This is a genomic window from Paenibacillus sp. FSL W8-0187 (assembly GCF_037969755.1).
Lineage (GTDB): Bacteria > Bacillota > Bacilli > Paenibacillales > Paenibacillaceae > Paenibacillus_AQ.
The window spans coordinates 715,912-730,692 of record NZ_CP150206.1 but is presented as its reverse complement, the minus strand read 5'-3'; the positions used below and the strand labels follow the sequence as shown (position 1 = coordinate 730,692).

15 protein-coding genes are annotated in these 14,781 nt (G+C 49.8%); 9 read left to right on the top strand and 6 right to left on the bottom strand.

Annotated elements, in window-relative coordinates:
• The first annotated feature begins 1 nt into the window (after position 1).
• The 4 genes from MKY48_RS03205 (at position 2) to MKY48_RS03190 (ending at position 2,830) form a co-directional block, all read left to right on the top strand.
• Entirely contained in the window at positions 2-295 is a 294-nt protein-coding gene (locus MKY48_RS03205) for an MTH1187 family thiamine-binding protein (protein ID WP_339269986.1), read from the top strand.
• Entirely contained in the window at positions 292-1,047 is a 756-nt protein-coding gene (locus tag MKY48_RS03200; RefSeq protein ID WP_339269984.1) for an ABC transporter permease, read from the top strand. Before MKY48_RS03205 ends, MKY48_RS03200 begins: the two co-directional genes overlap by 4 nt.
• Before the next feature lie 54 nt (positions 1,048-1,101).
• Complete coding sequence (locus MKY48_RS03195) at positions 1,102-1,935, top strand: ABC transporter ATP-binding protein (protein WP_339269982.1); 834 nt, start codon at positions 1,102-1,104, stop codon at positions 1,933-1,935.
• Between the two features lie 79 nt (positions 1,936-2,014).
• Complete coding sequence (locus MKY48_RS03190; protein ID WP_339269980.1) at positions 2,015-2,830, top strand: TatD family hydrolase; 816 nt, start codon at positions 2,015-2,017, stop codon at positions 2,828-2,830.
• A gap of 32 nt (positions 2,831-2,862) precedes the next feature.
• Here MKY48_RS03190 and MKY48_RS03185 read toward each other — a convergent pair whose 3' ends face one another.
• The 4 genes from MKY48_RS03185 to MKY48_RS03170 form a co-directional block, all read right to left on the bottom strand.
• Positions 2,863-3,039: an aspartyl-phosphate phosphatase Spo0E family protein gene (locus MKY48_RS03185; RefSeq protein ID WP_076322303.1), complete on the bottom strand. Its 177-nt coding sequence runs from the start codon at positions 3,037-3,039 to the stop codon at positions 2,863-2,865.
• A gap of 157 nt (positions 3,040-3,196) precedes the next feature.
• A complete protein-coding gene (locus MKY48_RS03180; RefSeq protein WP_339269978.1) occupies positions 3,197-4,747 on the bottom strand; it encodes an extracellular solute-binding protein in 1,551 nt (516 codons plus the stop codon).
• Positions 4,748-4,815: 68 nt separating this feature from the next.
• Positions 4,816-5,700 (bottom strand): carbohydrate ABC transporter permease, encoded by an 885-nt coding sequence (locus MKY48_RS03175; RefSeq protein WP_076322305.1) that lies wholly within the window; start codon positions 5,698-5,700, stop codon positions 4,816-4,818.
• A gap of 32 nt (positions 5,701-5,732) precedes the next feature.
• Positions 5,733-6,713 (bottom strand): ABC transporter permease subunit, encoded by a 981-nt coding sequence (locus tag MKY48_RS03170; protein ID WP_339269976.1) that lies wholly within the window; start codon positions 6,711-6,713, stop codon positions 5,733-5,735.
• A gap of 377 nt (positions 6,714-7,090) precedes the next feature.
• Between MKY48_RS03170 and MKY48_RS03165 the strand changes: the two genes are divergently transcribed.
• Together MKY48_RS03165 and MKY48_RS03160 are read left to right on the top strand one after the other, a co-directional pair.
• Positions 7,091-9,409: a helix-turn-helix domain-containing protein gene (locus MKY48_RS03165; RefSeq protein ID WP_339269974.1), complete on the top strand. Its 2,319-nt coding sequence runs from the start codon at positions 7,091-7,093 to the stop codon at positions 9,407-9,409.
• Positions 9,410-9,657: 248 nt separating this feature from the next.
• A complete protein-coding gene (locus MKY48_RS03160) occupies positions 9,658-10,134 on the top strand; it encodes a hypothetical protein (protein ID WP_339269972.1) in 477 nt (158 codons plus the stop codon).
• Positions 10,135-10,236: 102 nt separating this feature from the next.
• On the opposite strand, the gene nfsA is transcribed toward MKY48_RS03160, so the two are convergent.
• Together nfsA and MKY48_RS03150 are read right to left on the bottom strand one after the other, a co-directional pair.
• Positions 10,237-10,977 (bottom strand): oxygen-insensitive NADPH nitroreductase, encoded by a 741-nt coding sequence (gene nfsA, locus MKY48_RS03155; RefSeq protein ID WP_339269971.1) that lies wholly within the window; start codon positions 10,975-10,977, stop codon positions 10,237-10,239.
• A gap of 187 nt (positions 10,978-11,164) precedes the next feature.
• The gene (locus MKY48_RS03150) at positions 11,165-11,368 is read right to left on the bottom strand and encodes a cation transporter (RefSeq protein WP_076322308.1); all 204 of its coding nucleotides are present in this window, start codon (positions 11,366-11,368) and stop codon (positions 11,165-11,167) included.
• Between the two features lie 297 nt (positions 11,369-11,665).
• On the opposite strand from MKY48_RS03150, the gene MKY48_RS03145 reads away from it, so the two are divergent.
• The 3 genes from MKY48_RS03145 (at position 11,666) to MKY48_RS03135 (ending at position 14,735) form a co-directional block, all read left to right on the top strand.
• Positions 11,666-12,283: a DUF5317 domain-containing protein gene (locus tag MKY48_RS03145; protein ID WP_076322309.1), complete on the top strand. Its 618-nt coding sequence runs from the start codon at positions 11,666-11,668 to the stop codon at positions 12,281-12,283.
• Between the two features lie 265 nt (positions 12,284-12,548).
• Complete coding sequence (locus MKY48_RS03140) at positions 12,549-14,405, top strand: diguanylate cyclase (protein ID WP_339269969.1); 1,857 nt, start codon at positions 12,549-12,551, stop codon at positions 14,403-14,405.
• A gap of 99 nt (positions 14,406-14,504) precedes the next feature.
• Positions 14,505-14,735: a hypothetical protein gene (locus tag MKY48_RS03135; protein WP_098741711.1), complete on the top strand. Its 231-nt coding sequence runs from the start codon at positions 14,505-14,507 to the stop codon at positions 14,733-14,735.
• Positions 14,736-14,781 lie beyond the last annotated feature (46 nt).

Genomic DNA, 14,781 nt, shown 5'->3' with positions numbered 1-14,781 from the left:
TATGGCGAATACTCTCTTGAGCATTCAAGTAATACCGAGAACGCCAAACGGGACCGACAGCATCCCTTATGTAGATGAAGCGATCAAGGTTATTCAGGAATCAGGCGTGAAATACGAGGTTCATGCACTCGAAACGACCATGGAAGGAGAGCTCTCCGAGCTGCTCAGGATCGTTGAGCGCATGCACGAGGCGCTGGTGAATGCGGGCAGTCCCAGCATCATATCCCAGGTCAAAATCGCGCATCATCCAAGCGGCATCAGCATGGATAAGCTGACTGAGAAATACCGTCCATGAGAAGCTGGTGGAGTTCTGTTTGGCCGCCCGTTGTGGCGGTTCTCTTCTTTTTGGTGGTATGGCAGGCGGCAGTATCCGTGTTCGACATTGAACCCTTTATTTTGCCTGCACCGACGGCCATCGGGCATGAGGCCGTTACTGGAGCTTCCGGTCTCTTCCAGCATACAGCGGCCACCCTGCAATTAACCCTGATCGGCTTTATAATCGGTACGGCAATCGGTCTAATCATCTCGCTGGCACTGCACATGGTGCCTTTTCTCAAAACCGCCCTTTATCCGCTTCTTATTCTTAGCCAAAATGTGCCGACAATCGCCCTAGCCCCGCTTCTCATGATTTGGTTCGGCTTCGGCATGCTGCCCAAGGTTATCGTGATTACGCTGGTCTGCTTCTTCCCTGTCGCTGTTGCGGCCCTGGATGGACTCGCACGTACCGACCGCACCATGATGAATTATATGCAGATGGCGGGGGCTACCTCGTGGCAAATTTTCACCAAGCTGGAGCTGCCGCATGCCCTTCCCTCCATCTTCTCCGGGATTCGAATTGCGGCCACCTATTCGGTGATGGGGGCGGTTATCGGGGAATGGATCGGCTCGGACCGGGGAATCGGCTACTACATGATGCTGCAAAAATCCGGCTACCGCACGGATCGGGTATTTGTTGCCATCCTGGTCATCGTCTTGCTCAGCCTGCTGATGGTGCTGCTGATCACCCTGCTGGAGAAGCGGCTCATCCGCTGGAATCGAAAAGGTTGAGCCCCTTGTGAATAGACATTTCGAATCTTATATGAAAAGAGGCCATTTATCGATATGACACCTCAAGTATCCCTGCCTGTGCAGGACGGGGCTTACCCGTCCACTGCGTCGGTCTCATCAGCACCTGCCCTCGAGGTTCGCAGCCTTCGGAAAACCTTCCGCGACCGGCGCAGCGAAGTGCATGTACTGGATGGCCTTTCGCTTCAGGTACAACCCGGGGAATTCGTCTCCTTGATCGGTCCTTCAGGCAGCGGAAAGAGCACACTCTTCCATATCATCGGGGGATTAACCGCTCCGGATACGGGTTCGGTCCTCATGGATGGTCAGGACGTGACCGGGGAAAAAGGCCGCATCGCCTATATGCCTCAACAGCCAGCCCTGTTCCCTTGGCGTACGGTGGAGGACAATGTGCTCCTTCCCGAGGAGCTGAGAGGCACCACGAAAGCCGCTGCCAGGGAACATGCCCGCAGCTGGATGGAACGGGCCGGCCTCACCGGCTTCGAGAAGGCGTATCCGCACACCCTTTCAGGCGGAATGCAGCAGCGGGCGGCTTTTCTGCGCGCACTAATGAGTCCCCAGGAAGTCATGTGCCTGGATGAACCGTTCAGCGCATTGGATGCGCTGACGCGCAGCGATATGCAGCGCTGGCTGCTCGATATCTGGGAGGATACGCGCCGTTCGGTGCTGATGATTACCCATCATATCGAGGAGGCACTGCTCCTTTCGGACAGCATCTATATCCTGTCAGCCCGGCCCGGAACCATCTTGAAACGGGTAGAAGTCCCTTTCTCCCGCCCGCGCCGGGAAAACATCCTGATGGATCCGTCCTTCATCGCATTAAAAACCGAAATTTCCGCCATCATGCGGGAAGAACAGCATAAGCGCTGACCGATTAAGGCCAGCGGAATACATACATCCATGATTAGCCAAGCGCTTCGTGGAAGCTTACAAGCGAGGTTATGTAACGATGAAATCATTCACGCAAAGTGAAGCCAATTTACCACTGTTGGACACTCATATTCATCTGGACAGCTATTCGTTATCCGATCAACAAGCGATTCTCGCGGATATCCGTCATCATGAGGTTCAATCCGTTATCTCCGTCTCCATGCATCTGGCTTCCTGCAAGCGAAACCTGGAGCTGGCCAGGCAGTACGGACCGATGGTGCGGCCGGCTTTCGGTTATCATCCGGAGCAGCACCTCCCTTCCACGAACGAAACCGAAGAGCTGCTGGATTGGATGGCAGAGCATGCCGATGAGATGGTCGCCGTAGGAGAGGTGGGTCTCCCCTATTACGCCAGGCTGGAGGCTGAATCGAAGGGCCGACCTTGGGATAACCGCCCTTACGCCTATCTATTGGAGCAATTTATAGCATTTGCTAAAAAGCATCATAAACCGGTGATTCTGCACGCTGTATATGAAGATGCGGATATCGCATGTGATTTGCTCGAAAAATACGGCGTCACTCGTGCCCATTTCCATTGGTTCAAGGGCTCCCGTGACACCTTGCAGCGGATGGCCGGTAACGGATACTATATTTCCTTCACGCCTGACATCCTCTATGAGGAAGAAATTCGGGATATGGCATGTAGGTATCCGGATCATCTCGTCATGACCGAAACCGATGGTCCTTGGCCGTTCGAAGGTCCGTTCACCGGACAGATGACCCATCCTCGGATGACGGCTGCTGTGGCTGCGGCATGGGCGGAGCTTCAGGGGCTGTCCATATCCGAGGCTCGCAGGATTTTTTATGAGAACGCCGCGAGACTTTACGATCTATAAAAAGAATCTTCATTCAGCTTTAAGTCGGTTGTTTACGCAATCGGCTTGTTTTCTTTAAGAAATCGGTTATATTGATTAATCAACTCATCAAGCACGATCGATTGACCGAGGACTTTAGGATGATTAAAATCACGATACCGCTGCTTCATCTTATGAAGCTTATGCCGTTCTTGCTCGATATTAAACTTTATGCCTTCCTTCGTTTCCATGACTTTATATCCTCCCCTCATGTAATATTTTATGCTTTAATGTAAAATTATAGGATGTTTAATATTAGACATCAGAAATATAACATGGAGGAGCTATTCCTGTTATTCACGCCAAAAAACCACAATGCAAGTTGCAGCATTGTGGTATTGGATTCCATTATTTAACGTACTTCTCCTGATACGCCTTTGACATCTCGTCTGTAATTTCCTTCATCTTCGGATCACTCTTGATCGTTTCGATCAGTTTATCGTACGATTCAACCGGTTCTTTGCCCGTGATGACCATGACCCGCATATCCTCCACCTTCTTGGAAATCTCGGGATAGTATTTGTTATAGGCTTCCGAATACAGCTCTCCTGAAGGATTCGGAACCTTGACCGTCTTGCGCTCTGTGACAATCTCTACGTTTCGCTCATAAACTTCATCCGGCATCCCTACCGCGCTGATGGCCATATCGTCGCTGACGAGGTGAATCATATTGTTTAAGTTGCCGTCACCCGTCTTATCCACGGCGGCCTGCGGCGTTGCAACCTTCTTCCCGTTCTCCACATTATAATGGACACCTTCGATTCCGTAGGTCAGCATCTCATTGCCTTCTTGACTATAACCGTAATCGAAAAACTCGAGGATTTTCTTCACTTTCGCCTCCGGCACTTTCTTCGGAATCAGGTACACTCCATAGTACGGCGATCCTGAAGGCGTATACTTCACCCCGTTTGCATTCTCCAAGTAAGCAAGCGGCATTAGATCCGCCTTGGGGTCAACGCCTTTCACGGCTTCGCCGGTCACCCAGGCATGGTTCATGGACATGCCCCCTACCCCTGCCTTGGCACTTCGCATCGTATCCATCACCTGCGAGAACTTCATGATCGCGAAGTCTTTGGGGAACAAGCCCTCGTCATAAGCCTGTTTGATCCACAGCATGGCCTCCCTTGACTCGTCCGACGTCATAATCGGAGTCAGGGTATTATCGGGTTGAAGCTTCCAGGACCCTTGCGTTTCATTAAATATATTGTAAATATAAGCGAGAGCCCCCGGATTTGCGGCATATGGAATCTCATCGGCCTGTCCATTACCATTCGGATCCTGTTCCTTAAAAGCCTTTAACACGTTATGGAACTCATCCAGCGTTTTGGGCGTTTCCAGCTTAAGGGCATCCAGCCAGTCCTTGCGGATCATCGGGAACACTCCGCCGCCATAGCTAGGATAATAACGAGGAATGACGATGTTCTTGCCATCCACCTTGGTGATTTCCCACATTTCCTTCAGTTCTTCGCGGTTCAAATTCGGATAGTCTTTAAGAAACGGCGTCAGATCCCAGAAGACGCCCTGCTTCAGCATTTTCTGCAGCTGCGGGTTCTGCATCGTTTCCACGAAAGTAACCTCCGGAAGATCGCCGGATGCAAGCATGACATTGATCTTCTCTTCGGCCGTGGACGGCGACAGCCACGTAATATTCAGCTTGGTATTGGTGCGTTTCTCGAGCTCTTTCCATAGTACATTGGTGTTATCTATGAATTCGGTGGCATAATTCAGGGTCTGTATCGTAATGCTGGTTGGTTCACTGCTGTCTGTTCCGCTTCCGTTATCGCTCGGTGCACTTCCGTCTCGGCTGCCGCATGCGCTAAGCAAGAGTGAGCTTGCCAAGAGCAGCACCCCCGACATTTTTAAAAACGACTTGCCCGGCTTGGTTTCCTTTTTTTTCATCATTAGACCTCCCTTTTAATTTACATCTCGTCTGACTGATCATGATGGCAGTTAGACCGTATATCGGATCATTCCTTGACAGAGCCTACCATCGCCCCTTTGGCGAAGTGTTTCTGCAGGAATGGATACACTAACATGATCGGAACGGTTGCAATCACGACCGCCGCCATCTTCAACGTTTCTGTTGGGACGGGACGGTTCACTTGGAAGGCGAATCCGCCGCCGCTCCCCGATCCCATCGTTGTTGGGTCCACAAGCATATTTTGCAGCAATACTTGCAGCGGCCACATCTTCTGGTCGTTAATAAACATCAGTGCGTTGAAGTACGTATTCCAATAGCCGACGGCAAAGAACAATCCAAACGCCACCAACGCCGGCAGCGACAACGGCAGAATGATTCGCCAGAATACGCCGATATCATTCGAGCCGTCGATCATCGCGGCTTCCTCCAGACTTTCCGGAATGCTGTCGAAGAATCCCTTCATGAGCAGCACATACCATGCGCTGGTCAAGCTCGGCAGGATCAGCGACCAGACGCTGTCAATGAGTCCCACATTGCGGACGACCAAATACAGCGGCACCAATCCCGGCGTAAAGAGAAAGGTGATTAGGATCATAATCATGATGGCCTTGCGAAATCGAAGGCGTTTACGGGACACCGCATAAGCCAAGCCCCCGGTAACAAGCAGGCTGAGCAGCGTGCCAACCGTAGCCAGGAACACGCTCACGGAAATCGAGGTGACAAACAATCCGTTGGACAGTAAATGCTTGTAAGCATCCAGCGTCCAAACCCGCGGCCATAATATCAAGCTTCGTTGATAATATTCCACCGGATCGGTAAACGACAAAATAACGGTATAGTAAATCGGAAATATCGTTGCCAAACCGATGATCAGCAGCAATCCGTTATTCACAAAACCGAACAGCCTGGTTTTCCATCCTTTCTCATGCATGTTTTACTCCTCCTTGTCTCTTCGCCAATCCTTTAGTACAAGCTTTCTTGACCGTACCGTCTCGCCAACCGGTTGGCCGTGACCACCAGGATGACGCCGACAATCGATTTGAACAATCCGATGGCCGTACTGTAGCTGAACTCACCCTGCCGAATCCCCACCCGGTATACATAGGTATCGAACACTTCGGCTACATTGGTGACAGGTGCATTCATCATCAGATAAATCTGTTCGAATCCCGTATCCAGAATCGTTCCCAGACGGAGAATCAACAGAATCAGGATCACGTTGCGCATCGCCGGCAGGGTAATATGCCACATCCGTCTCATACGGCCCGCGCCATCCATGACGGCTGCTTCATATAATTGCGGGTCTACTCCAGCGATAGCCGCGAGAAAGATGATCGTCCCCCACCCGACTTCCTTCCAGATGGATTGTCCCGTCAGCATACCCCAGAAATAGTTCGGGTTGGAGAGAATATCGATTGTCTCCCAATCCATGTAGATGAGCCACTTATTAAACAAGCCCTCCGATTGCGAGAACATGAGGTAGGTTAGACCGTAGATCAATACCCAGGATAAAAAATGGGGGATATACACCAGGGATTGAATGGTCCGCTTATAGAAGGAGTTCCGCACTTCATTCAGCATCAAAGATAAAATGATCGGTGCCGGAAAAAAGAAAATCAAGCTCAGAAAACTGATCGCCAGCGTATTACGCAGCAGCATCCAGAAATCATGGTTGGAGAAAAACCGGGTGAAATGCTCAAACCCTACCCAGGGGCTTCCGAGCACCCCAAAGTATGGAGAATACTCCTGGAAGGCAATTACGAGATTCGTAATCGGAATATATTTGAAAATGATAAAAAAGATCAGACCCGGCAAGGCCAGCACGTACAAATATTTGTCGCGCGAAACATCCGACCATATCCGCCCCCACTTCGTTTTGGATCTCATGGGAATGGGGGGGATCCCGCTTCCTTTTGCCGACTGAACGGTTTCTTGTGCTTTCATCGATACTCCCTCACTTTCAGCCTTGTCATCTTGTTCAACATACCGTTCACGGAATGTAGTTCTAATGTAAACGCTTGCAACATTCCCTGCAATTCCACTTTTTTTCCGCCGTTTCCAATAACCCGTATCTTCCTGCACAACGCAGGGAAATGCTTGGTCTCTAAGGTATTGAGGACCCTTTCGTTTCCTTGTATTGCACTTTTTTTCCACGACGAATGAACGTCCGCTTCGGTTAATCGATAACGTTGTCCCAACCTCAATTGGGAAGATATGATCTTTTCAACTCATCCACTCATTCGCTATGATAGGAAGTAATCATTTACCGGCTCGCTTTGATTAAGCCTTTGATTTGTCTATGCCAACAGGGGGTTAAAGTAATGAGGCAACAGAATCCTGAATCCGTTTTCAAAGGTATTATGTATTGGAGAAGCATCGCGCTGGCCGTGTTGTTAACATGCCTCCCCATCTCGGCCATTACGGCCGTTTACCTTTATGTGGGCAACCAGCATATGATTAACCAATATCAGCAGCGGAACGAAGAAGCCCTGGTTGACGCTGCGAGACAAGTAGACGAGCAATTTACCCAGTTGGTCCACTACGCCCTCAATATGGTGGTGAAACCCCATTTCAAGCCTTCGTTGTCGGATATGGACTTTGTATCGAATATCGAGGAGACAAACGAGCTGTTCAGTACGCTCAACCTAGTGGGGAATGCCGATCCCTTGGTAGATCAGGTCTATCTGTATATCAAAAAGCAAAACAAAATCATGGAGCCTGATCTCGGCCTGCGGACGCTGGATCAGGAACAGGATGCGATAAGCTTCAACAAGCTCATGGAAGGAGATTCGGACATGTTCTGGGTCCATGACCTGGAGCGGCCTTTTAACAAGGATAAATCTTCCCACGCGCTCGTCATGCGACTTCCCTTCAACGGTCATACGCCCTATGGCGCGATCGTCATCTATATTGATCCGTCGAAGCTGCACGTCATTCGCAATAGCGAGAATCTCTCGTTCCTGCTGGACGACCATGGTCACGTCATCGGGGAGTCGGGAATGAGCCGCAGCATGCCGAAAGCGATGAACGCGATTCAGGAACAGCTAAAGCTTCCGGAGAATGCCCGAAGTGCGAATCATTTGCGGTTGAAGGTTCCGGTGGACCAGGATGTGTTGCTGGTGAACACCGTTCAATTTGAAAAAATGCAACAAAATTGGACCTATGTTTCAGGCACGCCGCAATCCAAGATCATTGCTCCAACGAAGCCGTACACCCATATCATTCTGATTTGCTTTGCTTTTGCGCTTGCGGCATCGCTGGCTGTGAGCTGGTTTGCCTCTAAGAGCATGTATCGTCCTATAAGCAAGATGCTGAATATGATTGGCGGTGATCAGGCCAAACCGAGCTTGCGATACAATGAGCTTGATTTTATTGAACACGAGTGGAAGCAGTACCGATTCTCGCACGATACGCTGCAAAGCCAATGGAAGCGGTCCTTGCCCGCGATCAGGGAGGCTTATATCAATCAATTTTTGAGTGGACAAGCCGCCCACCTGACGGAGCCCGAATACGTGCTCAAGCTGCAAGAGATGGATCTTGACATTACCCATAAACAGTTCTCGGCCATCGTGCTTCAGCAGCATACCCACGGGGAGGATCGGACGCCTCTGACGGAAAACGATCAGCATCTTCTCACCTATGCCGCCCTGAACGTGATCCAGGAGCTGGCAGAGGACATAAGCGCGTATATGCATCCCATCAATTTCTTCGACGGCTCATTCGGCGTCATCTTGATCGTTCCGGCTTCCCATCAAGCCGATGAACAGTCGCTTTTGATGAAGGAGCTGTGCGATCAGATCATGCGGGCTTTGCGCGATACGCTCCGCATGTCGGCAACCATCGTATTGGGAGGACCAAGCTCAACCTGGACGGATGTTCCCCATATTCTCGAACAGGCCAAGCGGGCGCTGCATTACCGATCATTTGATGCAGGCAGTCAGCTGCTGGAGGCAGAAACCGTGCTTTCCCAGAAAAACGACTGGATCGACTTTCCGCTGGAATTGGAGCAGGATTTCATTCACACCTTGAATCTTGGGCTTCAGGGAGATGCGCTGCGTTCCCTAAGCCGCTTCGTAACGGCGCTTCAGGCCGGGGGAGGTTCGGAGTGGCATGTCCACCATGGCCTCATGCGGTTAATCACAAGCGTTCACCGGTCTATGCTGCAGGCTGGCTTAAATCCATATCAGGTGTACAATTTCTCCAATCTGCAGGAGCAGCTTTCCCTGCTTCGGGATCCGAAGGCCTGCGTGACCTGGTTCCAGAAAGAAATCATCGAACCCTACCTCGATCAGTTAACAAAAAATTTCAACAGCTCCATGAAATCGCTGGTCGAAAACGTACTGGAGCAAATCGAGCAAAACGGGATGCAAGACCTGTCCCTGGATACCATGGCCATGGAAGCCGGTGTCAGCGTATCCCAGCTGAGCAAAGCGTTTAAGCAGATGACGGGCACGAATTATATAGACTATCTGACAACCGTGCGCATGAACCGCTGTAAAGAATTGCTGCTGACCACGGATCTTCGCATTCACGAGATTGCGGAAGCTGCAGGATATCAGCCTCCCTACTTCAATCGAATGTTCAAGAAGCTTGAAGGGATCACGCCCGGACAATACCGTCAGCAGGGCATTGGCAAATAGATCAGACTGGGTTCAGCATGCGGAGAAGATGGATTTGCCAACACATGATCCTGATCAGTAATCTCCATATAAAAGGAGACTACTGAAAAAGGGCTGTCCCTTGGTCCGTATTTCATGACCTTTTGGGACAGCCCCGTTTCTGTGTTATAGCTTACGTTCAAGCGTCGTACATGGCGGCACGTTTAGCGCCGACCAGTCATCCAAGCATGCCCCGAACAACGCATCGCGCACAGGGAGCAGTGCGCACGATGTACAAAATAGTTGCACAATTTAGCGGACTCAGCGGACCTTATTTTGATCAAAAGCGCCATTTTTCGAATGGTAGCGGACATGAGGTCCGTTATTCACCGAATAAGGCTCTCATATTTCGGCTTATACCCTACTTAACGGAACGTGTGTCCGATAGATCCGGCAAAAACGAGCCCATAGCGAAAATAACGGATCTGCTGTCCGATACTGCTACTGCCGGGCGGGCCGTAACTCGTTCCGGCTTGCGGCTTGGAAGCTACGGCAAACTTACGGTGCACTACTCGGCTTGGAAGCTACGGCAAACTTACGGTGCACTGCACGGCTTGGAAGCTACGGTGCAAACTTACGGTGCACTGCGTCTCCGACTCCACCAATCCCACGCCAGCCGAGCTTGGTTCCGAAAGCCCGCTGGCGTGGGATTGGTTCCGAGGCGGGCTTGGTTCCGCGGCCGGGTTCGGTTAGGCGGCCGAGCTTAGTTCCTAGCACCGTACCCTCGAAGAGTATTCCCACGAGAGCAGCCGTACCCGCCTCTCTCTATTGATTTACGAGAGCGCCGTACCGGCTTTCTCTATTCATGTCTAACGCCCCATGAAACCCTTCCCTTTCAGGAAGTCCTTCATGTGCAGCCTTACCGGCTCTGCCAGGCGTTTAGCCATAAGCGCCGACCACGGCGTGTTATTTTTGCCATGGGTACGCTTAGACAAATATTCGGAAGAGGTTCGATCGTAATTCTTCACTTCCTCTGTAGCCGCGCGATGATAGCTGTCGCGGTGCAAAACAGCCTCCACCGGAAGCCGAGGGCGAAGCCCCGGCTCCTGATCCGGGTAGCCCAGGCACATGCCAAATACCGGATAGACCAGTTCCGGCAGTTCCAAAGCCTCGGAGAACTCGGCAATGGAGTTGCGGACCCCGCCTATATACACGATGCCAAGACCGAGCGATTCCGCGGCGATCGCGGCATTCTGCGCAGCCAAAGCGGCATCCACCGTGGCCACGATGAAATTCTCGGTCGAATCTTCATACGTCTCTTGATCAACCACGTGCGACTCTGTGCTTTTTTTCAAACGATACAGATCCGCGCACCACACAAGAAATACCGGGCATTCCACAATATACGCCTGATTTCCCGCTAAAGCGGCCAACCGCTGCTTCTTCTCTGGATCGGTAACGGCAATCACGCTGTATGCCTGGACGTTGCTTGAGGTTGATGCCATCTGACCTGCTGCCACAACTGCCCTAAGCTGCTCCTCGGACACGGGCTGATCCGAATATTTACGAATCGATCGATGGTTCATCAGAAGTGATAGGGTATCATTCATCGAGTTTCCACTCCTTAGGCTCTGAAAGAATTGTTTCATCTATTATGAAACTTCGGCTTGAGCAGTGCAAGTTCACGCGGAAGGTGATTGGCAGCGCAAAAAAACCGGCTTGCTGTCGATCGCTTCAGCAGCCGGCTCCTATTTTAGCCAAAGCTCGCGGCTTTGGATTGTTCCAGGGAATCTTTCGTTAGGACACGATATCGTAGCCTTGCTCTTCAATCGCTTCTTTCAATGCTTCAAGGCTGACCTTGGTTTCGTCGTATTCGACGGCCACTGTATTGGATGCAAGATCGACTTTACCAGAAGCTCCCGCATTCTTCAGCGCGCCTTCCACCGAGTTCACGCAATGGTTGCAGGACATGCCTTCCACTGTCAATGTCACTTGTTTCATGCTGTCGTCCTCCTATCATATAATATTGTACCATTTAACTTTACTATACCCCCCATAGGTATGTAAAGTTCGATAATTTGCTCTTTTCTGCAACAGAAACACGAAAAAAGTAGGAAGATTTATCCTTTTTATCTGCTATAATATACATAAATCATTAGATTCATACAGGAAGGGACAAGCTTTTCATCCGACCTTCTAATTTTTTTCATAAAATTTGATTTTTGTTGAAGGAATTACCAATTCGCTGTCGAACTATTAATTACAGAGATAATGAACTATGAAAGTAGGAATTCTATCATGGTATTTGACGGCATTATACTCGGATTAATTGTCGGACTGATACGTGGCGGACTCCGTCATGGACTGCAGCAATTCAGTAAGATCCGTCTGAAGGGCGGCTTAATCTTCCCCATACTCCTGATTGTGCAGCTGCTGATATTCCGCTTTCAAGTGAACTCTGATTGGTTGGCAGCCGCAAGTGGCTACGTCTTTATGTTCATCTACGTTGCCGGTATGATCTTTCTCTGGATAAACCGGGATCAGAAAGGTTTTGGCAGCATCTTGGCAGGTGTCTTTCTGAATTTCCTTGTCATGGCAGTGAACGGTGGCAGAATGCCCGTATCGATGAGCGCCACTTCCGTTCTGGATCCTTATTACGTGGACATGCTGAGCAACAGCACCGTCATCACCAAACACTATCTGATGGACGCCTCTACCCGCCTGCCGTTCCTGGGAGACATTATACCGTTATCCCCGCCGTACCCAAGAACACAGGTGATCAGTATCGGAGATATCATCATGAATGTCGGTATATTCTTCTACATCGTCCATCTAATGACTTCCGGGAAGAATACCCCTGTTCAAACCTTAATACGCAAATCCGATACCAATGAACGTGTGGAACCACAAAATTAATCATACATCATACCACCTGGAAAGGAGGGAGAACTGTGAAGAAAACTGATAAAATCAAGTATTCCCGCATCGTATTGAATGCCATCATCGTTGCTTCTGTTGTTGTCGCTCTGACTTCCGGTTACAGATTCGGATAATAGACTTCCATAAGAAACAGGCTGGAAAATTCAGCCTGTTTTTTTACATCTTTTTCGTTGTTTTGCATCGCAATATACCTTAAAATGTGGAGAATACACCATTGATTTTTATTGAGGAGAAATCATTTATGTCCATATTTAAGCGTCCTAGGTTCTCTCAAGGCTTTGCGGGACAGCTGTATTTTGTTTTTCTTTCTCTTCTGGGCTGTTCCATCTTCCTGCTGGTGCATCAAGGGGAAATTCTCCATTATACTCCTTCACAGTGGGTATGGGTCTATGCGATGTTAGGCGCCGCCCTCATCTTAAATTACTTCACCTTCCAGCTGCCGCCAGAGGGTAATTTACAGTCCATGGATTCCTCTGTTTACCTGGCATGCATCTTTATCTATGGGGCACCTTTTGCGCTGTCCGTCATCCTGCTCGTCTCCCTTGCCATGGCGCTTTACGACAGAAAAATCCCCTTTTGGAAGCATTTTGTTAATTTCTCCGTGTATACCGTGATGATCGTCGGATCCTCCTTCATTTTCAAAATGGCAGGCGGACAAGCAGGCCCTATTCACAATAATCAATTTGGCGCGTATGTTGCAGCGTTGGTTGTTTATTTTGTTATCAACGTCTTCCTTGTCGGTTTCTACTACTACCTTCTATACAAGGGATCGTTATATGATATTTTGAAAACCTTCATGAAAGATACACTGCTAGTTTACCTCAGCACGCTCATTCTTTCGCTGGTTCTCTCCATACTCATCGTACATAACGGCGTATTCGGACTAACCTTGTTTATAGGTCTCAGCGTGATGCTATCCTATTCCTTCAAGCAGCTCTTCACGATGTATAAACAGGTACAAGAGAAAGCCATCAAGGATCAACGAACCGGATTGTACAATCACAGTTATTTCGAAAATTTGCTGGAAGACGAGATCAAGAAAGCCAAGACCAATGAGACGCCATTGTCACTGGCCATGATCGATATTGATGATTTCAAAAAATACAACGATCAATTCGGACACCTGAAAGGCGACATGCTGCTCGGATTTCTCGGCAATTACCTCAAGGTAGAATCCGAAATGGCCGAGGTGGTAGCCTCCCGTTTCGGCGGCGAGGAATTCACGATTCTCATGCCGGGTTACGATGACAACAAAGCACGCTCCTTCATTAACAGGCTTCGCAAAAAACTGAACGATACCTATTTTGACGGCGTCGAGATTTTTCCCTCGGGGTGTCTCTCATTCTCTGCTGGTGTTGCGTCCTATCGGATTGACATCCATGACAAGTCACAACTCGTCGAGCTTGCCGATCAGGCGCTGTACTATGCCAAGAAGCAGGGTAAGAATAATGTGCATGTATACGGGAGCGGCGCCGAAAAAGAATCCGAGATCGACTTCGCGGAAGACGTCCGCGATATCGAGCAGCAGTTGAAGCTGTTCTTGTATAAAGATGTGGATACGTTCAAACACTCCAAACGGGTATTCCGCTATGCCATGGATATCAGCGAAGTGCTCGAGCTTGATAGTGTGGAGCGACGCAATTTCGTACTCGGCGCACTCATTCACGATATCGGCAAGCTTGAGATTCCTTGGGGGATCTTGAACAAACGGGACAAGCTCACGGCCGGCGAATGGGAAACCGTCAAACGGCATGTCAGCTGGGGGAAACGCATTGCAGAAACGAACGAGAAGTTCAAGGAACTGGTTCCTTACATCGAATTGCACCATGAAAGATATGATGGCGGTGGGTATCCGCACGGCTTCAAGGGCAGCCAAATCCCCAAGCTGTGCCGGATGCTGACCATTATCGATTCGTTTGACGCGATGACAACGGAACGGCCTTACCAGCAAACGAAATCCTTCGAGGAGGGAATTGAAGAATTGCTCCGCTGCTCGGGCACGCAATTCGATCCGGAGCTTGTTGAGCTGTTTATCCGTTATTTAAGAATTAAGGCAGAAGCGCAGCAGCAGCCTGCAGCCAGTTCGGAGACATCTTAAAGAAACCAATCCCCTCCCCTTTATCGCCTCTTCATGTTTGATACTTCCCCAAATAAGGTATAAAGGTAGTATCACAACGATAAAATGAGGTGAGAAACGGTGGCTGACAAGAAAAAGGATCTTCCGCTTCACAACGGTCCCGGCAACATGGATCACCCTGAACAATACCCGACGGAACAAGAAAGCCTGTTCGATAAGTTTGAGAGTGAACAGCATGTGGACCCGATTCCGATGGAAGACGCCAGGCTGGAGCGCCAGGAAGAGAAGCAGCGGGACGGGACGTCAAAGGATCGTTCATCCAGTAACGATAAGTATCACAGCGGCTTTTAATCGTGGGACAGATCTTGTCGCTGCAGCGTAACTTGAACTTATGGGC